A 16,491-nucleotide genomic window follows, 5' to 3' on the forward strand; every position below is an offset into this window, starting at 1 on the left:
AATTTACTTTTCATTTCAAATCTGCAGGGTACTGAAAAACCCTATTCTATTACCAAGTATCAGTATACCAATAAATATCAGTATCACGCCACTTGCACCGTATATGGCAGCTGAATAGTGGCTAATTTTACCTATCAAAGGCAGAGTTTTTTGAAGGAGCAACCCTAATGCAATAAATGGTATACCCATGCCCAGTGAAAAAACAGCCAGCAGTGCCGAGCCGTAAAGCGGGTTTTCTCCTCCGAATGTAATAGTTAGTATACTGCCCAGCACCGGGCTGATGCAGGGTGTCCAGGCAAGGGTGAAAACCGCCCCGCTTAGGAAAGACCTGGCATAACCGCTCATTTTAAGGTTTTGTGGGCTGGCCAGATGCTTTTCAAAATTGATTGACGGGAAACGAAGGCATAGCAGCATGTACCCACCAAAGATGATAAGCATTCCCCCTGAGAGTATCCTTACCCAGAGGTCACTGGGGTTTATAATAACCCCGCCCAGCCCGGCTAAAGCCCCAAGACTGGTAAAGATAAGGCTGAAACCGGCTACAAAGGCCACTGAATGCCGCAGGGTTTTATAAGAAATGGCGGAGTTTGGTTTAGCATCAAGTATCTCGGCTCCCGTCAGGCTGGCTAAATAAATAGGCATCATAGGCAGTACGCATGGGGAGAAAAAGGCGGACAGTCCGCCGGCAAGGGCTAAAAGGTAAGAGATATCTTCCAAACCCGTTCTGCACCTTCCCATAACCCTGAAAACAAGGCTATAATGTACTTTAATATTATATCAGTTTTACAGGCGGAGTATTTATGCGTCCCCTTTCCTACAGTCAGATAGACCAGTACCTGAGTTGTCCTTTAAAATACCGTTTTCTTTATATTGACGGCCTAAAGCCGTTGGAAAAGGGGTATTTCAGCTTTGGTACTACCCTGCATGACTGTGCGGAGCATTTTTTCAGAATAAAAGTACCTCCTCCACCCAGTTTGGAAAAGATGCTGGAATATTATCGCTTGCACTGGCGGTCTGAAGGGTATGAGTCTGTTGAGGCAGAAGAAAACTACCGCCAGTTAGGTAAAGAGATACTTGCGGAGTTCTGCCGTATCCACAGTGCTGATTTTCATATGCCACTTGCAGTGGAATACCAGTACACTGTAAATCTGGACGGAGTTAAGCTGACCGGTAAAATTGACAGGGTAGATAAACTCTTATCCGGTGAACTATGTATTGTGGACTACAAAAGCAACAAAGACCTGTTTTCGGCTGAATATGTTCAAAATAACCTTCAGCTGAGTCTTTACCAGCTGGCAGTAGAGCAGATTTGGTTTTTGCCGGTTGGGGAACTTTGCCTTTATCACCTTCGTTCAAACACCGCCATGCGTTGTTCTGCCCGTAGTAAAGAGGTTATTGCTGATGCCAGGCAACTGGTGCTGGAGGTAGCCGAAAAAATAGAAAAAGCTATTTTCCCTGCCTGTGAAAACGGTTTTTGCCCGTGTGATTTTGCCCATCTCTGTCCGCTGTATCGCCACAAATACGCACCCCCGCCCCAGTTACCCGAAGCATCAGCAGTAGATATACCCCGTGCGGTTGAGGAATATGCGGAACTCCAGTCCCGTAAAAGTGAAATAGAAGCCAGAATAGATACTCTGAAAGAGTCTATTATTGAATACTGCCGTGCCAATTCGCTTGGACGGGTATACGGCAATGAACATTCACTCAGCTACAAAGAGGTTTCGCGTAGCGGGTATAACAATCAGGCGGTGCGGGATTTGCTTGTGCCGCTAGGGCTGTGGGACAAGGTTTCCGAATTGGATAAAAGCCTGCTGGAGAAATATCTGGAAACAGATGCCTGCGGACAGACACTGAAAGAAGAATTGCTGGCTTTAAAGGAAGTTGTATCTACCTCTCCGCGGCTGTATATCAAACAATTTTCAGCCGATAACGATAGCTGAAAGTGCAGGTTTGCAGATAGATGTTTTTTCAAATGATTGGTGTGTTTTTACTGGCGCTGGTGGAAATCTGGCTGGCCATACCGGCTGGTTTGATTTGGGGTTTGCACCCAGCTCTGGTTATTCTGCTGGTATGCGGCGGTACTTTAAGCGGCGTAGGTATTATTATTATTCTTTCAGAAAGAATACGGGCAGGCTCAAACCGCTGGCTGGATAAAAACCGTACGGGTGATGCCTCTGCAAGCCTGTCAGCACTCTTTGCCCAGATTATTGCGGCTTTGCAGGAAAGGCTTCATTCGGGCCGGCTGTACAAAATATGGTTAAAATACGGAATTATAGGGTTGGGTCTTTTGTCACCCGTGTTAACCAGTGCCCCCTTAGCTGCCTTTTTAGGGGTGATGCTAAACGCAGACAAGCTGAAGCTGTTTATCTGGATATCAGCAGGGGTAGCGGTTTGGACAACTGGGCTCACGTTGGCTATGTATTTTGGTTTGATACTGCTGGGAATCTAAGAATATATCCGAAATGCTTAGTAAAAAATCAAAAAACCTGATGCTAAAAGTAAAAACATGTGGTACAATAAATTCTAGCAAACAAAGAGGCAGATTGCTAAAATTTATTATTGTTCGGGTATTTTAACAGTGTTATACTTATAAGAGCGAGCCTTCCCATAGGCTTGCTAATCATGTTTGGGGGATTGAATGAAGGTTTATCATCTGGCATATGAGCCAAGTTACCATTCAATGGATTTTCATTTTTGGACTGAATGTAATTTAAAATGCCGCGGTTGTTATACCAATTACGAGGTTTACGATTTTGGTCTGCTGGATGATCCTGTAGCTGAGATAATTACCCGTGAAAGGCAAGCCCCTCCCACTAAATTTCTAACGTTTGACCAGGTTATGGAAAAGATAGATGGCTATACTATAAAATATGCGGTTTTTCTGGGTACGGAGGCGGTGCTTGACCCTGAGCTGCCTAAACTGGCTAAGGCTGTCCATGAAAAATACGGCTCTTACAATATTCTGCTAACCAACGGTATCAGGATGCCTGACCTTACAGATATTGACCAGGTTATTTTCAGCCTGAAGGCGTATTCCGAAGATATATATCGTGATTATACCAGCCGCTCAAATAAATCCGCGCTGGAAAATCTGAAGAAGATACATGCTTCATTAGGTGAGCGCAAACTCCATGTAGAAGTGGTGTACATACCTGATTATATAGCCAAAGACGAAATAGAAAAGGTAGCCCAGTTTTTAGCCAGCATAGATAAAGATATGTCTTTCCGCATTGACGCTTATTTCCCTATTCCGGGTTGTCCTTGGCGGGCGGCCAACAAGGAAGAAGTGGAAGAAGCAGCCGAAGTTGCCCGCAAGTACCTGAACAATGTAGTGGTACTTACGTTGGATATGAAACGAATCGGTGATAAGGCAGTTAAGGTTTTTTAAATGACAGTAGAATCCGGCAGACAATCAGTTGTGATAGCAGCACGTTTATCCACTACCGCCAAAAGGGTATTGGAAAAGCGGTATCTCAAAAAAGATGCTGACGGACGGGTGATTGAAACGCCTGAGGATATGTTCCACAGGGTAGCCAGAGTAGTAGCTTCTGCCGAATATAAATATGCACCGGGTGCGGATATAAGCCGTATTGAAGAGGAATTTTATCAGGCTATGTTCCGCCTGGAGTTCCTGCCCAATTCACCCACCTTATTGAATGCCGGGCGGCAAGTAGGGCAGCTTTCAGCCTGTTTTGTTTTGCCGGTAGAAGACTCCATTGAATCTATTTTTGATGCCGTAAAACAGACAGCTCTTATTCATAAAAGCGGGGGCGGCACAGGGTTTTCATTCTCCGACCTGCGTCCTGCCGGAGATAGGGTTGGGGAACTCACCGAAGTGGCCGGCGGCCCGGTCTCTGTAATTAATATATTTGCTGCAGCAGCAGATTATGTGCGGCAGGGTGGGGTTCGCCGCGGGTGTAACGCCGCTATTTTAGATGTAACTCATCCCGATATCCTTAATTTTATCTCCTGCAAGGGTGACCCGAATGCCCTGACCAATTTTTATATTTCAGTTGTGGTAACCCGAGACTTCATGACCAAAGTACGAAATGGTGAAGATTACGATATTATCAACCCGCACACCGGTGAGGTAGTTCAGCGGCTAAACGCCGCCTGTGTGTTTGATCGTATTGTGGACCAGGCTTGGAAAACGGGTGATCCGGGTTTGGTATTTATAGACCGTATAAATGATGATAATCCCACCCCGTTATTAGGGCGCATCAAGCATGTAAGCGGTTGCGGAGAGCAAACCCTTCTGCCATATGAATCTTGCAATCTTGGTTCAATCTCTTTGCCTCGTATGCTCAAGCGTGATGGCGAACGGGTAGTGGTAGACTATGAAAAGCTGGGGCGGACAGTTAAAATGGCTATCCGCTTTCTGGATAATGTAATAGATGTAAACAAGTTTCCTACTCCTGAAATTGAAAAAGCCACGCTGCGTAATCGCAAAGTAGGCTTGGGGGTTATGGGTTTTGCCGATATGCTGGTTTTGATGGGTATACCATACAATTCCGAAGAGGCTATATTTCAGGCTGACCAGATAATGGAATTTATTAAAGAAACTTCCCACCGTGCTTCGTCAAAACTAGCCGAAGTCAGAGGGTCTTTCCCTGCTTATGAAGGCAGTATTTATGACGTACCGGGCGGACGCCCCATGCGGAATGCCACTTGTACCAGCATAGCTCCCACCGGCACGCTTTCCATTATAGCCGGGGTATCTTCGGGCATAGAGCCTTCTTTCGCTATGGTATTTGTCAGGAATATACTTGATGGTGAAAACCTGCTGGAGATAAACCCGTATTTTGAAGAAATGGCCAGACGCGGAGGTTTCCATTCAAAAGAGCTGTTTGAGAAACTGGTTTCCTCAAACCATCTGCATGATATAGAGTGTATACCGGACTGGCTTAAACGTCTGCTGGTTACTGCTCACCGCATTCGCCCCGAATGGCATATCCGTATTCAGGCGGCTTTCCAAAAGTATACTGATAATGCTGTTTCCAAGACGGTAAATTTCTCCCATGAGGCTACCCGTGAGGATATGGCGAATGTGTTTAATATGGCCTATGACAAGGGGCTTAAAGGGATAACAGTATACCGTGACGGAAGCCGGGCAGCTCAGCCTTTATGCACCTGCGAATCAGGTGTAAAGCTGGTAGACCAGTATCTGGATAACTGCTCCTGTCGTTAGGTATGTTTATTCATGCGGGCAAAAACAGCTAAAATCTCCGGGTCAAACTGTATACCTGAACAGCGTTTCAGCTCTTCCCAGGCTTCTTTATCTGTCATAGCCTTGCGGTATGGTCTTAAAGAGGTCATGGCATCATAGGCGTCAGCCAGTGCCATTATTCTAGCTCCCAGCGGTATTTCATCTCCTTTTAGCCCATCAGGATAACCCCGTCCGTTAAAATGCTCATGGTGGTGGCGGACTATTTTCAATATTTCACGGTCTTCGGTGATGGGGGAAAGTATGCGTTCGCCTATGCCGGGATGGGTTTTTATATGATTGTATTCTTCTTCGGTCAGGTTGCCGGCTTTATTCAGACAAACACTTCTGATACCTATTTTGCCGATGTCATGAACCAACCCTGCTAAACGTATCTGCTCAATGGCAGCAGCAGGCAGTTCCATAGCGCTGGCAATAGAAACCGAGGTTTCAGCTACCCGCTGTGAATGACCTATAGTGTAACTGTCTTTAGCCTCAAGTGCATAGGCCAGAGAAGTTATGGCATTAAAAAAGGAACTGCGTATTTTTTCCGCCTGGTCTTTTATCTTTAACTCCAGATGCTGCTGGTAATCACGATTGTCCAGTATTAGACGGCGTTTTTCCAGTGCCCGCTCTATACTCATCATCACCGCATCCAGTTTAAAAGGTTTGGTCACATAATCATAAGCGCCCAGCTTCATGCAGTTTATAGCGGTATCTGTATCGCTGATGGCAGTAGCCATTATAACGGCGGTATCAGGTGAACCAATGCGGATTTCGGGTAAGATATCCATGCCGGAAATCCCAGGCATTTTTATATCCAGTATTGCCAGTGCGATATTATTGTTTTTTACAATTTCCATAGCCTCGGCGGCATTTGGGGCGGTCAGGCATTTATAGCCTTCTCCGGTTATTTTCTGGCAAAGCAAACGGCGGATTGTATCTTCATCATCTACCGTTAAAATAGTTTCATTTTTTGTAGTCATGCGTACCCCTTAGAATATCCGCCGGTTTTTAATCTGGCTGGTTGATTGGAAGCTCTATAAAAAAGGTAGCACCCTTACCTTCGGAACTTTCTGCGTACAGTTTACCACCATGCTGGGTGATTATACCATGCCCGATAGACAGTCCTAATCCAGTACCTTTGCCTACTTCTTTCGTGGTAAAGAAAGGGTCAAATATATGTTTTAGGACGTTTTCAGACATACCCGGACCATCATCCTCAATAGATATCCGGATACTGTTATCTAGCCTGCAGCTTGTGATGACTATCGTACCTTCCCCATGCGCTTGGGTTATAAAATATTCGGCGTTTATGACTATATTCAATAGTACTTGTTGCATCTGGAAATAATCTGCCTTAATCTCTGGCAGATTCGGATCCAGATTGGTAACCATCTGGATATTATTAACTTTTTGCCCGTAGTTGCAGATAGCAAGTACTTTTTTGATTACCTGATTCATATCCACCCAGTCTCTGGCTTGCTCATGGCGGCGGGCAAAGGTAAGCAGGTTCCGGATAATATCAGCTGCCCGCTGAGCTTCCTGACTGATTATCTGAACATCATGCATTAAATCTTCCGGCAGGTCTTTTTCCTGAATCAGCTCTGAAAATCCTAAAACACTGGTCAGTGGGTTATTAAGTTCATGAGCCAGGCCGGCAGCCATTTCACCCACTGAAGCCAGCCGGTCAGTTATCATCAGCTGGGCGGCTATTTTATGATGCTCGGTGAGATCTTTTATAGTGTGTATGGTTCCCAGAGACTGCCCGTCTGTGTTCAGAATAGGGTCAATTGTTTCCTGAAAATGCTTCTCAATGTTTTCCTCAAAATAATTAATGTGTTGGGTTTTTTTTGTATTGGAAACTATCAGCTTGGGGCAGCTTTCTTTGGGGCAGTCTTTATGGTGAAGCACTTGGTAGCATTTCTTGTTCAGGATATCTTGCGGCTGGCAGTTAAGGGTATTTGTAAAAGCCCGATTTGCCCGCAGGATATTAAAATCATTGTCCAAAAGAAATACTATATCGGATATATTATCAAAAGTTATTCGCCATTCTTCTGCCGCATGTAACAACTTGGCATCCACTTTTTTCCGTTCCGTTATGTCCCTTAATACCGCGCAGCAATAATCAACTCCCTCAAACTCCAGAAAGTTACACATTACTTCAATGGGTATCTGCTGGCCGCTTTTAGTAAATTGGACGGATTCTACCGAGAATTTGATATCATTTTTTAATCTGCCCCAGAGGGTTGCCCATTTTTCTGAAATACATACGGGATTTATATCTTTCACTGTTAAATTACGGATTTCTGTATGGGTATAACCCAGTGACTGGCAGGCGGCCTTGTTTGCGGCTATTATATGTCCTTTTTGGTTGACCCACAGAATGGAATCTGCCGAATGTTCGACCGAAAAGGAGGTGAATTTCAGGTGTTTTTCAGCCTCTTTGCGCAGTCTGATATCTCTAACTACGGCTATATTGTATTCCACTCCGTCATATTGCATATAGTTAGCGTTGATTTCCACCGGTATTTCTTCACCGCGTTTGTTTCGGTGTGTGGATTCAAAGTTTAGACGGGTACTATTTTTAAGTTTCTCCCAGTGCCTTATCCAATCAGTCCGGTTGGTTATAAAAGTGTCTATATCTGTTACGTTTAATTTTAGCAAGTCTTCACGTTTATAGCCGAGAGAGTCACAGGCTGATTGGTTTACATCTGCAAAATTACCCTCGGAATCGGTCCAGAATATGGCATCTGTGGTTCGTTCCACTGCAAATCTGGTCAGGAGCAATATTTTTTCAGATCTTTTGCAGATTGTGATATCTCTGGCTGATAGCTGCAGATATGGCGAGCTGGTATTCCGGTTAATTATCCGGCTGTAAACGGAAAGCCAGCAAGTTTGGCCATTCTTAAGTGTCAGCCTAATCTCAACAGGTTGGGTGCTGTCTGTTTTGGTGTCTTGAAGCATTTGGTTAATAAGGTCAGCTGCTTCACTGCTGAATAAGCCGCAGGATTTCCAGTTATCACCGGCAATTTCGTTTAAAAAATAACCGGTTATTTCCTCAAATATCTGGTTAGCAAATATCAGTTTACCGTCAGGCTGGAAACCCATTACCAGAGGAAGGGCAGGCAGGGTTTTATCCGGAAAAACCGGATAATCCGGATTATGCTGAACCTGAGATTGACACTGTATAACACAAATCAGTTTATCTGAGAAAAGTTTACATAATAATTCTGCCGAAAGGGGGAAGCCATTTTTGCAGGGGATATAGCAGGGTATAGGTCTTGAAGATGTTTTAAATTGAGGGAGCTTTTGGGTATCGGTATTCAAACCGGCGGCTTTAAATATATCTTTCATCAGAGCAGGGTTAGAGAGGTATTCGGCAGGGGAATAACCACTGATAGCGGATGAGTTTGAACTGACATAAGTCAAGCGTGGCTTGGGTGAGGTTTCGAATATAAAAAACAGATTTCGGGTACTTTCTATCAAGGAAAGTATCTCGGTCAGGTTTACACTTTCGGGCAAAACACTTTGCTCTGCAGTTGTGCGGCAGGATTTATACTGATCTTCCATATCCTTACGCTTTTTAACCTATATTTTGTTACAGGAGCAGGGCAGAGGCCTCAGGTATATTCAGGTATGACCAATTTCAGTATAGCAGGAGGAATGTCCATTTGTCATGTGTTTTGACAAAAAAAGAGCCTTACTTCGGATAAATAATGACAAAAGGCATTAAAACATCAGGCCTTCGCGGCATTCGCGGTGCTTGAAACTGGGCTGATAGTCACGGCAGGCTTGCGGCTTGAAATCATGGATGGTACACAGGGATAAGTTGTCTATCCCGCGTCCTAAAAAAATACAACCATTCTCATTATGGCGTATAAGCATGGTTCGGTGTCCCGGCCAGCGTTTATCGGCGTATATTTCCTTGAAATCTTCAAGGCTAAGACTCAGATGCTTGGCAATGCTTTGGGCTTCGTCCATTTCCAAGTGGGGCTGAAAGTGAAGGCAACAGTTGCCGCAGCGCCTGCATTCGAAAACATCGGTATTTGCTATATCGTTCATGTACTTCATTATAAATGCCGGTTTGTGCTATTATCAAGGTGATGTTGATTACTCACGTGTAAGTGATATAATCAGTAAAGCATGAAAATGAAAAAAGACTACATAATTAGACTTTTAGCTACTCTGGTTATAAGTGTAGCAATGTTTTTTGCTACTCCCTCTGTAAACAGGGCTGCTCTGGAAGGGCAGCTGTTTTTTTCTGATACTATTATCAAAGTAGGCACAGAGCTTACGGTTTATGGTCAAAATTTCTTGCGCCAGAGTGATGTAAAGCTGTTTTTTGATGATGAGGAAGTTGCCATTGGGGCGACTAATCAACTGGGTGAGTTTACTCTCAGCTTTATTGTTCCGCCATCAGGACGTGGATTGCATGTTGTAAAGGCTTTGGATGCGGATTACAACATGGGCAGCGGGTTGGTTTTGGTTGAAAGCTGGATTGACCTGTCTAAATCTGAGGCGGCCATTGGCGAGACTGTTAACATAAATGGCACAGGATTTACCCCTTTAACTGCAGTCAGTTTTTATTACAATGATACCCCGCTGACTGTAGTACCCGGTGTTGTTAAGGCTGATATTACAGGAAGTTTTTCGGTAAGTTTTACAGTTCCTGAACGCTTTGCAGGTATTTACCTGGTGGAAGTGCGTCAGGGGGAATACATAAATAGTCAGAGTTTAAAAACTAACGTCTGGCTGGATATTAACCCCGAAATAGGTTTGGGCAAGCTGCTGGACGTGGGTACGGAACTGAACATTTCCGGCAAAGGCTTTAAACCTAATGGGCAGGTAGATTTGCAGTATGACGGGATTTCTTTGCTGAAGGCATTTACAGATAGCAGCGGTACTTTTTCAGTTCAAATCACTATCCCATCCAGTGTAGCTGCTTCGCATACCCTGATATTAGATGATGGGCAAAACCGTATTGTGAGTGAAATCTGGTTGGAAAATACACCTCCGGCCGCACCAGTTATCACACTGCCTGCTTCAGGTGAGGCGCTGAGTTATCCGTTTATCTTTGGCTGGGAAGGGGTAAGCGATGCAAGCGGTGTGGAGTATGTTTTGCAGATAGCTTCTGACAGCGGGTTTAGCGGTATATTGCTGGAGATAAAAGGTATAAAAACCAGCCAGTACATATTAACCGATAACGAAGATATAAACAGTTCTGAGGCTGCAAATTTCTACTGGCGTGTTAAAGCGGTTGACGGTGCCGGTAACGCAGGGGACTGGTCTGAAGCAAGTGTTTTTGGCAGGGTTTCACTGGTTCAGAATTTGGGTTTGGTTGTTGGGGTGGGAGCGGGGCTTATCGCTATCGTAGTGTTTATGTGGTGGACTATTCGGAACCGCCGCTAGCTCTAAAAAATATTTTTTGCCACCTCTTGCCTTACGTTTGGGCTTCCTTGACAGTAGCTATGTTTCGTGTAGAATAATACTCATAGTGACGTGTACCTGTGGTAACCGCCATAAATTGTTAAGGAGGCTTCAAGCCTAACGTGACCACTACTGAAAAAAACGAAAACAAACAATCGGATGACCCTCTTGGCTCAGGTGCAGTTGAAACTTGTGGTAAGGTAGATGATGAGCCTCCCAGTAGGCTTAACCAAACTAAGAAATTTAGACTTAAATATTTCCCCAAGGTAAGTGACCAGGATTGGAATGACTGGCACTGGCAATTCAAGAACCGTGTTACTTCTGTAGCAGAAATAGCAAGGTTTTTTCATTTGTCTGCAGAAGAATACCGGGATATGGATTCGGTTTCTGCAGTATTCCCCTTGTCTGCTACTCCGTATTATCTCAGTCTGATAGATTTTGATAATGTTAATGATCCTGTAAAACTTCAGCTTATGCCTGACACAGCGGAACTTTGTTTTGATGCCCATTGTTGTTCTGATCCCTTGGGAGAAGAGCATAGTTCGGTAGTGCCGGGGCTGGTACACCGCTATCCTGACCGAGTGGTTATGGTACTGACTGATATTTGTCCGGTGCTTTGCCGCCACTGTACCCGTAAAAGAGAGTGGAAAAATGGTGGTTGGGTGCACACTCAGGCTGAGATAGATGCCATGCTGGCTTATATACGCCAAAATCCTGTTATCAGAGATGTAATTATATCCGGCGGTGACCCTTTGACTCTATCCACATCTCGTTTAGAGAGTGTCCTTTCGGTTTTGCGTTCTATACCCCATGTGGAAATAATCCGCATAGGCACGCGCTATCCTGTCGTTTTGCCCCAGCGGATAGATGATGAACTTTGTAATATGCTTTCCAAGTACGGGCCTATCTGGCTTAATACCCATTACAATCACCCTAATGAAATTACAGAAGAATCCCGCCGTGCCTGTGACCGTTTGGTCAGAGCAGGTGTGCCTGTTAATAACCAGTCTGTGCTTTTAAAAGGCATAAATGACAGTGTGGCTATTCAAAAATCTCTGTGCCATAAACTCCTGATGAGCAAGGTCCGTCCGTATTATCTGTTCCAGTGTGATAACGTACAAGGGACAGAACATTTCCATACCACTATTGAAACAGGGGTGGGTATTATTGAGGGTTTGCGTGGTTATACCTCCGGTTTGGCTGTACCGAATTATGTCATAGATTTGCCCGGGGGTGGCGGCAAGATTACTGTCCAGCCGGACTATGTGCTGGATAAACAGGCTGACGAATATATAATCCGTAATTATAAAGGGGATATAATCCGTTTTAAAAATCCAGTTGGTCACAAGGTTTTAGGCAATAAAGTGAATACCGTCAATGTGAAAACTGCCGCCAAAATAAATGGAGAAGCAAATGCAAATAGGGCTGTCATACGATCTTAAACAGGCATTAAAACCGGTTGCCGGCGGCCCTGATGATGCGTTGGAAGAATATGACTCACCGGAAACGGTAGAGGCTATAACAACCGCCTTGAAGGCAGCGGGTCATACCGTTTACCGCTTGGGCGGGGGCAAAGAATTTTTACGCAGGGTGCAGGAACAGAAACTTGACCTTGTTTTCAATATTTCCGAAGGGTTGGGTAATTACCGCAGCCGCGAAGCTCAAATCCCCAGTATTTTAGAGATGTTAGATATACCTTACACAGGTTCAGATCCGCAGACACTTGCAATCTGTCTGGACAAACCTCTCACCAAGAAACTGGTAGCCAGTGCAGGTATAAAGACTGCCAGATGGCAATTGGTAAACAACTGTGAAGAGCTTTCTGCTATAGACTGGTCGGGATTTCCATTGCCGGCTTTTTTGAAGCCCGCCTGTGAGGGGTCAAGCAAGGGTGTAAGGTTTGCTTCACGTGCCGAAAGTATTGACGAGATAATGAGTATGGCTGCGGATCTGCTGACTACCTATGAGCAGCCTGTTTTAATAGAAGAATTTATAAACGGTGAAGAGATTACAGTAGGGGTTATAGGCAACACCTCCCCCGAGGTTTTGGGTATAATGCGGGTTGTGCCTAAAACTAAGACTGATTATTTTGTTTACTCTATAGAGGTTAAGCGCAACTGGCGGCAGATGGTGGAATATGAAGTTCCGGCGGCTTTACCCGGGGAAACTCTGGCGCGGATTGAAAAAGCCACCTTGGATGCGTATAAAGTATTGGAATGTCGTGACCTGTGCCGTATGGATTTCAGAATAAGCCCTGACGGCGTGCCGTATTTTCTGGAGGTAAACCCGTTGCCCGGTCTTAACCCTGTCAGCGGGGATTTGCCGATTATGGTATCTAAATTGGGTATCAGCCATGCAGAGTTGGTGTTAAAAATACTTAACACGGCAATGGTTCGCCACAATCTGTTAGCGGAGAACTGCCTGCTCTAAGTTTGCTATAGCGGTTATGTCCAAGCCTCCTTCGGGAGGCTTTTTAATTGGGGACCATTATGTTGGCATGTCTTGATATTTCAAAAAGCCGAAGCTATAATTGAGAAAAGGTATCATTTAGAAGGATTTACGTGTCAACTATTCAAAGCCGCATACGCCAAAATAAATATAAGATAACTCCCCAGAGGCAGGCCGTTTTGAAGGTGCTTTCCAGCGCAAACCAGCCGCTAAGTCCAGCCGAAGTGCATAAATTGGTACAGTCAGATAAACCGTCAACCGGTATGGCTACTGTGTACCGTTCATTGCAGCTTCTTGCTGAGCTGGGCCTTATTTGTGAGCTCCATACCGCCGGAAATTGTCATCGTTACCTGCTTAAACGTATAGATTCCCACCATCATCATCTGATATGTTCCGGTTGCGGCCAAGTTGTTCATGTAGAGGGTTGCGGGCTTCAAGAAATTACAGAAAATTTATCCCGGCAGACAGGATTTGCCATTGATACCCATTTGCTGGAGTTTATAGGGCGGTGCCGGAATTGTCAGAAGGAGACTGGTAAGGTATGAAATACAGGACATTATTTTTGGGTGTGGCTTTGGGGGTTACACTTTTGAGCAGTTTCCTTTTGGCTGGCTGTCAGGAAGAATCATCTTCTGCAGATAAATTGAAAATTGCAGTCAGCATAGTACCGCTTAAAGAGTTTACCCAGCAAATTGCCGGGGATAAGGCAGAAGTAGTGCTCATGGTTCCTCCCGGAGCCGAGCCCCATACATATCAGCCGCTTCCTTCGCAGATGGTAGATATCAGTCAGTCAGATATGTACGTGAAATTGGGTTCTGATTTTGGTTTTGAACAAAACTGGCTTTCAAAGATATTGTCGTTAAATAACTCTATGCTGGTTGTAGACAGCTCGGTAAATATTACCCTGGAGCGTAGTTCCGAAGACGGTGGGGCGGACCCGCATATCTGGCTTTCACCCCGTAACGCTATCCAGATGGTTAAAAATATCACTTTGGGATTGATGAGTCTGGATCCTGAAAATCAGAGTTATTACGCAGCCAACCGAGATGCTTATCTGGCAAAGCTTGGGCAGCTGGATAACGAAATAACCCTGGCCCTCAGTCACCTTTACAACCGCACTTTTTTGGTCTTTCATCCAGCTTGGGTTTATTTTGCCAGAGATTATAATTTGAAAGAACTTTCCATTGAGATAGAGGGAAAAGAACCCACCCCCCAGCAGATGATAGAAATAATAGATTTGGCTATACAAAACAATATCAGTATTGTTTTCGCTTCGCCCCAGTTTTCCAGCCGAAGTGCAGAGGCTATTGCTGCTGAAATAGACGGCAGGGTAGTGATGATTGACCCTTTGGCAGAAGATTACATAACTAATATGGAGTTTATTTACAAGCAAATGCAAGAGGTTATGAGCTGAGTATGCCTGCTGTACCTGCCTTGGTGCTCAATGGAGTGAGTGCCGGTTTTGATGGTCTCACTGTACTGGAAGATATTAATTTTTCCCAGCCCGCAGGACGGATGCTGGGGATTATAGGCCCGAATGGCGGCGGGAAAACTACTCTTTTGAAGCTGATTTTGGGGCTCATCCAGCCTGATTGCGGCACTATACAGGTGCTTGGCAAGAGCCCTGAAGATGCAAGGCCGGAAATAGGTTATGTTTCCCAATACCATCTTTTTGACCGTGATTTTCCCATAAGTGTTTTGGAAGTGGTACTCATGGGCAGGTATTCCAAATGCGGGTTGTTTCACCGTTACCGTAAGGAAGATGTGGCCTTGGCTAAGGAGTATCTGGATAAAGTAGGTATGCTGCCGTTTGCTAACAGACAGATTGGCCAGCTTTCAGGCGGTCAGCAAAAGAGGGTATTTATTGCGCGGGCGTTGGTTAATCAGCCGAAACTGCTTATCCTGGATGAACCGACTGCCGGGGTAGATGCCGCCATGCAAACCGGGCTGTATGAACTTTTGGAATCATTGAAAAAAGAGATGACTATTATTATGGTTACCCATGATATCAGTGCGGTGGCAGTTTGTATAGATGATATTGCTTGTTTAAATAAACATTTATCATACCACCATGCCGAAGAGGGATTGACCGCTGAAGATTTGGCAGAAACTTACAATTGCCCGATTCAGCTTATTGCACATGGACAAGTGCCGCACAGGGTATTAAAGGAACACGAATGATAGAGGCTTTGGGTTACAGTTTTATCCAGAATGCTATTTGGGCTGGTCTGCTGGCGGCCATAGGCTGCGGGATTATTGGCAGTTATGTGGTGGTCAAAAAACTGGCATCTATCAGCGGCGGTATTGCCCATGCTTCCTTTGGAGGAATAGGGTTGGGATATCTGTTGGGTATTAACCCTGTGTTGGGCGCACTGGTGTTTAGTTTGCTGGCAGCAGCCGGTATGGGTGCCATTACCCGCCGGGGGCGTATAAGTGAAGATACGGTTATCGGTATGCTCTGGTCTTTGGGTATGGCTCTGGGTGTTATTTTTATAGGGCTGACACCCGGTTATGCCCCGGACTTATTCAGTTATCTTTTCGGCAATATCCTGACAGTGCCGTCTTCAGATTTGCTCCTTATGCTGGTGCTGGATGCACTGATAATAGGGGTAGTCTGGTTTTTCTATAAGGAATTTCTGGGGGTATCTTTTGATGAAGAGTTTTGCCGTGTAAGCGGTATGCCTACCGGTTTTTTGTATATAATAATGCTTGGGCTGATAGCTCTGACAGTGGTAATGCTGATACGGGTAGTGGGCATAATACTGGTAATTGCTTTGCTGACTATACCGGCAGCAGTAGCCCGCCGTTTTACAGACAACCTTTTTAAAATGATGCTGTTTTCAATAGGGTTTGGGATGGTCTTCTGTTTGGGCGGTCTGTGGCTTTCATATGTATTGGACTTTGCTTCCGGAGCCACTATTATACTCTTCAGTGTGGCAGTATTTCTGGCGGTTTTGGTTTTCAAAGGCAAAAAGAAGCAAAAGCCGGCTTCAGATTAAACCGGCTGTATTCATTACGAATAAAACCCCCTCTTCTCTGTTAAAAAACTAGCGTGTGCCCAGAGGTCTGGTTTGGGGAAAGACATTCAGTCCAATCAGCTTGCGTCTGGAAAAATTTTGTTGCTGCTTCCATTCCATATTCCCCAAGCGGGTTACCATATCCCTGAGGTCAGGTTCACTGGTCAGGTAATAGAGTTCAGCCCCGCCCTTTTGGCAGAGCTTGATTATGCCGCTTGAAACCAGTGACTGGAGGGTGGGCAATATATCGCTTCCGCCTTCTATAGTGCTGGCAATGGCAGAGCGGTCAAAACGGGCAAAAGGGTGTTTGCTGAAAAGAAGGATTATCTGGCGGCTGGTGTAATCTACGGCACTTTGTTTCAGAAACTCATCAAGTTCCATCTTCGTTTCCTT

16 protein-coding genes are annotated in these 16,491 nt (G+C 44.9%); 11 read left to right on the top strand and 5 right to left on the bottom strand.

Annotated elements, in window-relative coordinates; all coding sequences use genetic code 11:
* Positions 1 to 15 precede the first annotated feature (15 nt).
* Positions 16 to 717 carry a cytochrome c biogenesis CcdA family protein gene (locus ASJ33_RS03260; protein WP_236886631.1) on the bottom strand — a complete coding sequence of 234 codons (702 nt, stop codon included), beginning with the start codon at positions 715 to 717 and terminating at the stop codon, positions 16 to 18.
* An 83-nt stretch (positions 718 to 800) separates the two neighbouring features.
* On the opposite strand from ASJ33_RS03260, the gene ASJ33_RS03265 reads away from it, so the two are divergent.
* From ASJ33_RS03265 to ASJ33_RS03280, 4 genes are all read left to right on the top strand, one after another.
* Positions 801 to 1,940, top strand: a complete 1,140-nt coding sequence (locus tag ASJ33_RS03265; RefSeq protein WP_041330770.1) for a RecB family exonuclease — start codon at positions 801 to 803, stop codon at positions 1,938 to 1,940.
* Positions 1,941 to 1,960: 20 nt separating this feature from the next.
* Positions 1,961 to 2,449 carry a small multi-drug export protein gene (locus ASJ33_RS03270; RefSeq protein WP_041330772.1) on the top strand — a complete coding sequence of 163 codons (489 nt, stop codon included), beginning with the start codon at positions 1,961 to 1,963 and terminating at the stop codon, positions 2,447 to 2,449.
* Between the two features lie 189 nt (positions 2,450 to 2,638).
* Positions 2,639 to 3,388 carry a radical SAM protein gene (locus ASJ33_RS03275; protein ID WP_015407648.1) on the top strand — a complete coding sequence of 250 codons (750 nt, stop codon included), beginning with the start codon at positions 2,639 to 2,641 and terminating at the stop codon, positions 3,386 to 3,388.
* The gene (locus ASJ33_RS03280) at positions 3,389 to 5,188 is read left to right on the top strand and encodes an adenosylcobalamin-dependent ribonucleoside-diphosphate reductase (RefSeq protein WP_023652125.1); all 1,800 of its coding nucleotides are present in this window, start codon (positions 3,389 to 3,391) and stop codon (positions 5,186 to 5,188) included.
* Here the strand turns inward: ASJ33_RS03280 and ASJ33_RS03285 are convergent.
* The 3 genes from ASJ33_RS03285 to ASJ33_RS03295 form a co-directional block, all read right to left on the bottom strand.
* Positions 5,185 to 6,189 carry an HD domain-containing phosphohydrolase gene (locus tag ASJ33_RS03285; RefSeq protein ID WP_023652126.1) on the bottom strand — a complete coding sequence of 335 codons (1,005 nt, stop codon included), beginning with the start codon at positions 6,187 to 6,189 and terminating at the stop codon, positions 5,185 to 5,187. The two genes, ASJ33_RS03280 and ASJ33_RS03285, sit on opposite strands and share 4 nt — an antisense overlap.
* Positions 6,190 to 6,217: 28 nt before the next feature.
* Complete coding sequence (locus ASJ33_RS03290) at positions 6,218 to 8,776, bottom strand: PAS domain-containing sensor histidine kinase (RefSeq protein ID WP_023652127.1); 2,559 nt, start codon at positions 8,774 to 8,776, stop codon at positions 6,218 to 6,220.
* 159 nt (positions 8,777 to 8,935) lie between these two features.
* The gene (locus tag ASJ33_RS03295) at positions 8,936 to 9,268 is read right to left on the bottom strand and encodes a YkgJ family cysteine cluster protein (protein ID WP_041331708.1); all 333 of its coding nucleotides are present in this window, start codon (positions 9,266 to 9,268) and stop codon (positions 8,936 to 8,938) included.
* Positions 9,269 to 9,349: 81 nt separating this feature from the next.
* Between ASJ33_RS03295 and ASJ33_RS03300 the strand changes: the two genes are divergently transcribed.
* The 7 genes from ASJ33_RS03300 (at position 9,350) to ASJ33_RS03330 (ending at position 16,080) form a co-directional block, all read left to right on the top strand.
* The gene (locus tag ASJ33_RS03300; protein WP_041330775.1) at positions 9,350 to 10,615 is read left to right on the top strand and encodes a hypothetical protein; all 1,266 of its coding nucleotides are present in this window, start codon (positions 9,350 to 9,352) and stop codon (positions 10,613 to 10,615) included.
* Positions 10,616 to 10,755: 140 nt separating this feature from the next.
* Positions 10,756 to 12,075, top strand: coding sequence for a KamA family radical SAM protein (locus tag ASJ33_RS03305; protein ID WP_041330776.1), 1,320 nt, complete (start codon positions 10,756 to 10,758; stop codon positions 12,073 to 12,075).
* Positions 12,047 to 13,063, top strand: a complete 1,017-nt coding sequence (locus tag ASJ33_RS03310; protein WP_041330778.1) for a D-alanine--D-alanine ligase family protein — start codon at positions 12,047 to 12,049, stop codon at positions 13,061 to 13,063. The genes ASJ33_RS03305 and ASJ33_RS03310 overlap by 29 nt, the downstream gene beginning before the upstream one ends.
* Positions 13,064 to 13,194: 131 nt before the next feature.
* Positions 13,195 to 13,626, top strand: coding sequence for a Fur family transcriptional regulator (locus ASJ33_RS03315; RefSeq protein WP_023652131.1), 432 nt, complete (start codon positions 13,195 to 13,197; stop codon positions 13,624 to 13,626).
* Complete coding sequence (locus ASJ33_RS03320) at positions 13,623 to 14,495, top strand: metal ABC transporter solute-binding protein, Zn/Mn family (RefSeq protein ID WP_023652132.1); 873 nt, start codon at positions 13,623 to 13,625, stop codon at positions 14,493 to 14,495. Before ASJ33_RS03315 ends, ASJ33_RS03320 begins: the two co-directional genes overlap by 4 nt.
* A 2-nt stretch (positions 14,496 to 14,497) precedes the next feature.
* Positions 14,498 to 15,262, top strand: coding sequence for a metal ABC transporter ATP-binding protein (locus tag ASJ33_RS03325; protein ID WP_023652133.1), 765 nt, complete (start codon positions 14,498 to 14,500; stop codon positions 15,260 to 15,262).
* Positions 15,259 to 16,080, top strand: coding sequence for a metal ABC transporter permease (locus ASJ33_RS03330; RefSeq protein WP_023652134.1), 822 nt, complete (start codon positions 15,259 to 15,261; stop codon positions 16,078 to 16,080). The genes ASJ33_RS03325 and ASJ33_RS03330 overlap by 4 nt, the downstream gene beginning before the upstream one ends.
* A gap of 48 nt (positions 16,081 to 16,128) precedes the next feature.
* On the opposite strand, the gene ASJ33_RS03335 is transcribed toward ASJ33_RS03330, so the two are convergent.
* Positions 16,129 to 16,479: a hypothetical protein gene (locus tag ASJ33_RS03335; RefSeq protein ID WP_023652135.1), complete on the bottom strand. Its 351-nt coding sequence runs from the start codon at positions 16,477 to 16,479 to the stop codon at positions 16,129 to 16,131.
* Between the last annotated feature and the right edge of the window lie 12 nt (positions 16,480 to 16,491).

The organism is Dehalococcoides mccartyi (assembly GCF_001889305.1).
GTDB classification, from domain to species: Bacteria; Chloroflexota; Dehalococcoidia; order Dehalococcoidales; family Dehalococcoidaceae; genus Dehalococcoides; species Dehalococcoides mccartyi_A.

Bases quoted from the DNA above. Each gene is read 5' to 3' on its own strand.
- ASJ33_RS03290 (WP_023652127.1), bottom strand. From the start codon at position 8,776: ATGGAAGATCAGTATAAATCCTGCCGCACAACTGCAGAGCAAAGTGTT.
- ASJ33_RS03265 (WP_041330770.1), top strand. From the start codon at position 801: ATGCGTCCCCTTTCCTACAGTCAGATAGACCAGTACCTGAGTTGTCCT.
- ASJ33_RS03275 (WP_015407648.1), top strand. From the start codon at position 2,639: ATGAAGGTTTATCATCTGGCATATGAGCCAAGTTACCATTCAATGGAT.
- ASJ33_RS03330 (WP_023652134.1), top strand. From the start codon at position 15,259: ATGATAGAGGCTTTGGGTTACAGTTTTATCCAGAATGCTATTTGGGCT.
- ASJ33_RS03320 (WP_023652132.1), top strand. From the start codon at position 13,623: ATGAAATACAGGACATTATTTTTGGGTGTGGCTTTGGGGGTTACACTT.
- ASJ33_RS03295 (WP_041331708.1), bottom strand. From the start codon at position 9,268: ATGAACGATATAGCAAATACCGATGTTTTCGAATGCAGGCGCTGCGGC.
- ASJ33_RS03335 (WP_023652135.1), bottom strand. From the start codon at position 16,479: ATGGAACTTGATGAGTTTCTGAAACAAAGTGCCGTAGATTACACCAGC.
- ASJ33_RS03310 (WP_041330778.1), top strand. From the start codon at position 12,047: ATGCAAATAGGGCTGTCATACGATCTTAAACAGGCATTAAAACCGGTT.
- ASJ33_RS03270 (WP_041330772.1), top strand. From the start codon at position 1,961: ATGTTTTTTCAAATGATTGGTGTGTTTTTACTGGCGCTGGTGGAAATC.
- ASJ33_RS03300 (WP_041330775.1), top strand. From the start codon at position 9,350: ATGAAAATGAAAAAAGACTACATAATTAGACTTTTAGCTACTCTGGTT.
- ASJ33_RS03325 (WP_023652133.1), top strand. From the start codon at position 14,498: ATGCCTGCTGTACCTGCCTTGGTGCTCAATGGAGTGAGTGCCGGTTTT.
- ASJ33_RS03280 (WP_023652125.1), top strand. From the start codon at position 3,389: ATGACAGTAGAATCCGGCAGACAATCAGTTGTGATAGCAGCACGTTTA.
- ASJ33_RS03285 (WP_023652126.1), bottom strand. From the start codon at position 6,189: ATGACTACAAAAAATGAAACTATTTTAACGGTAGATGATGAAGATACA.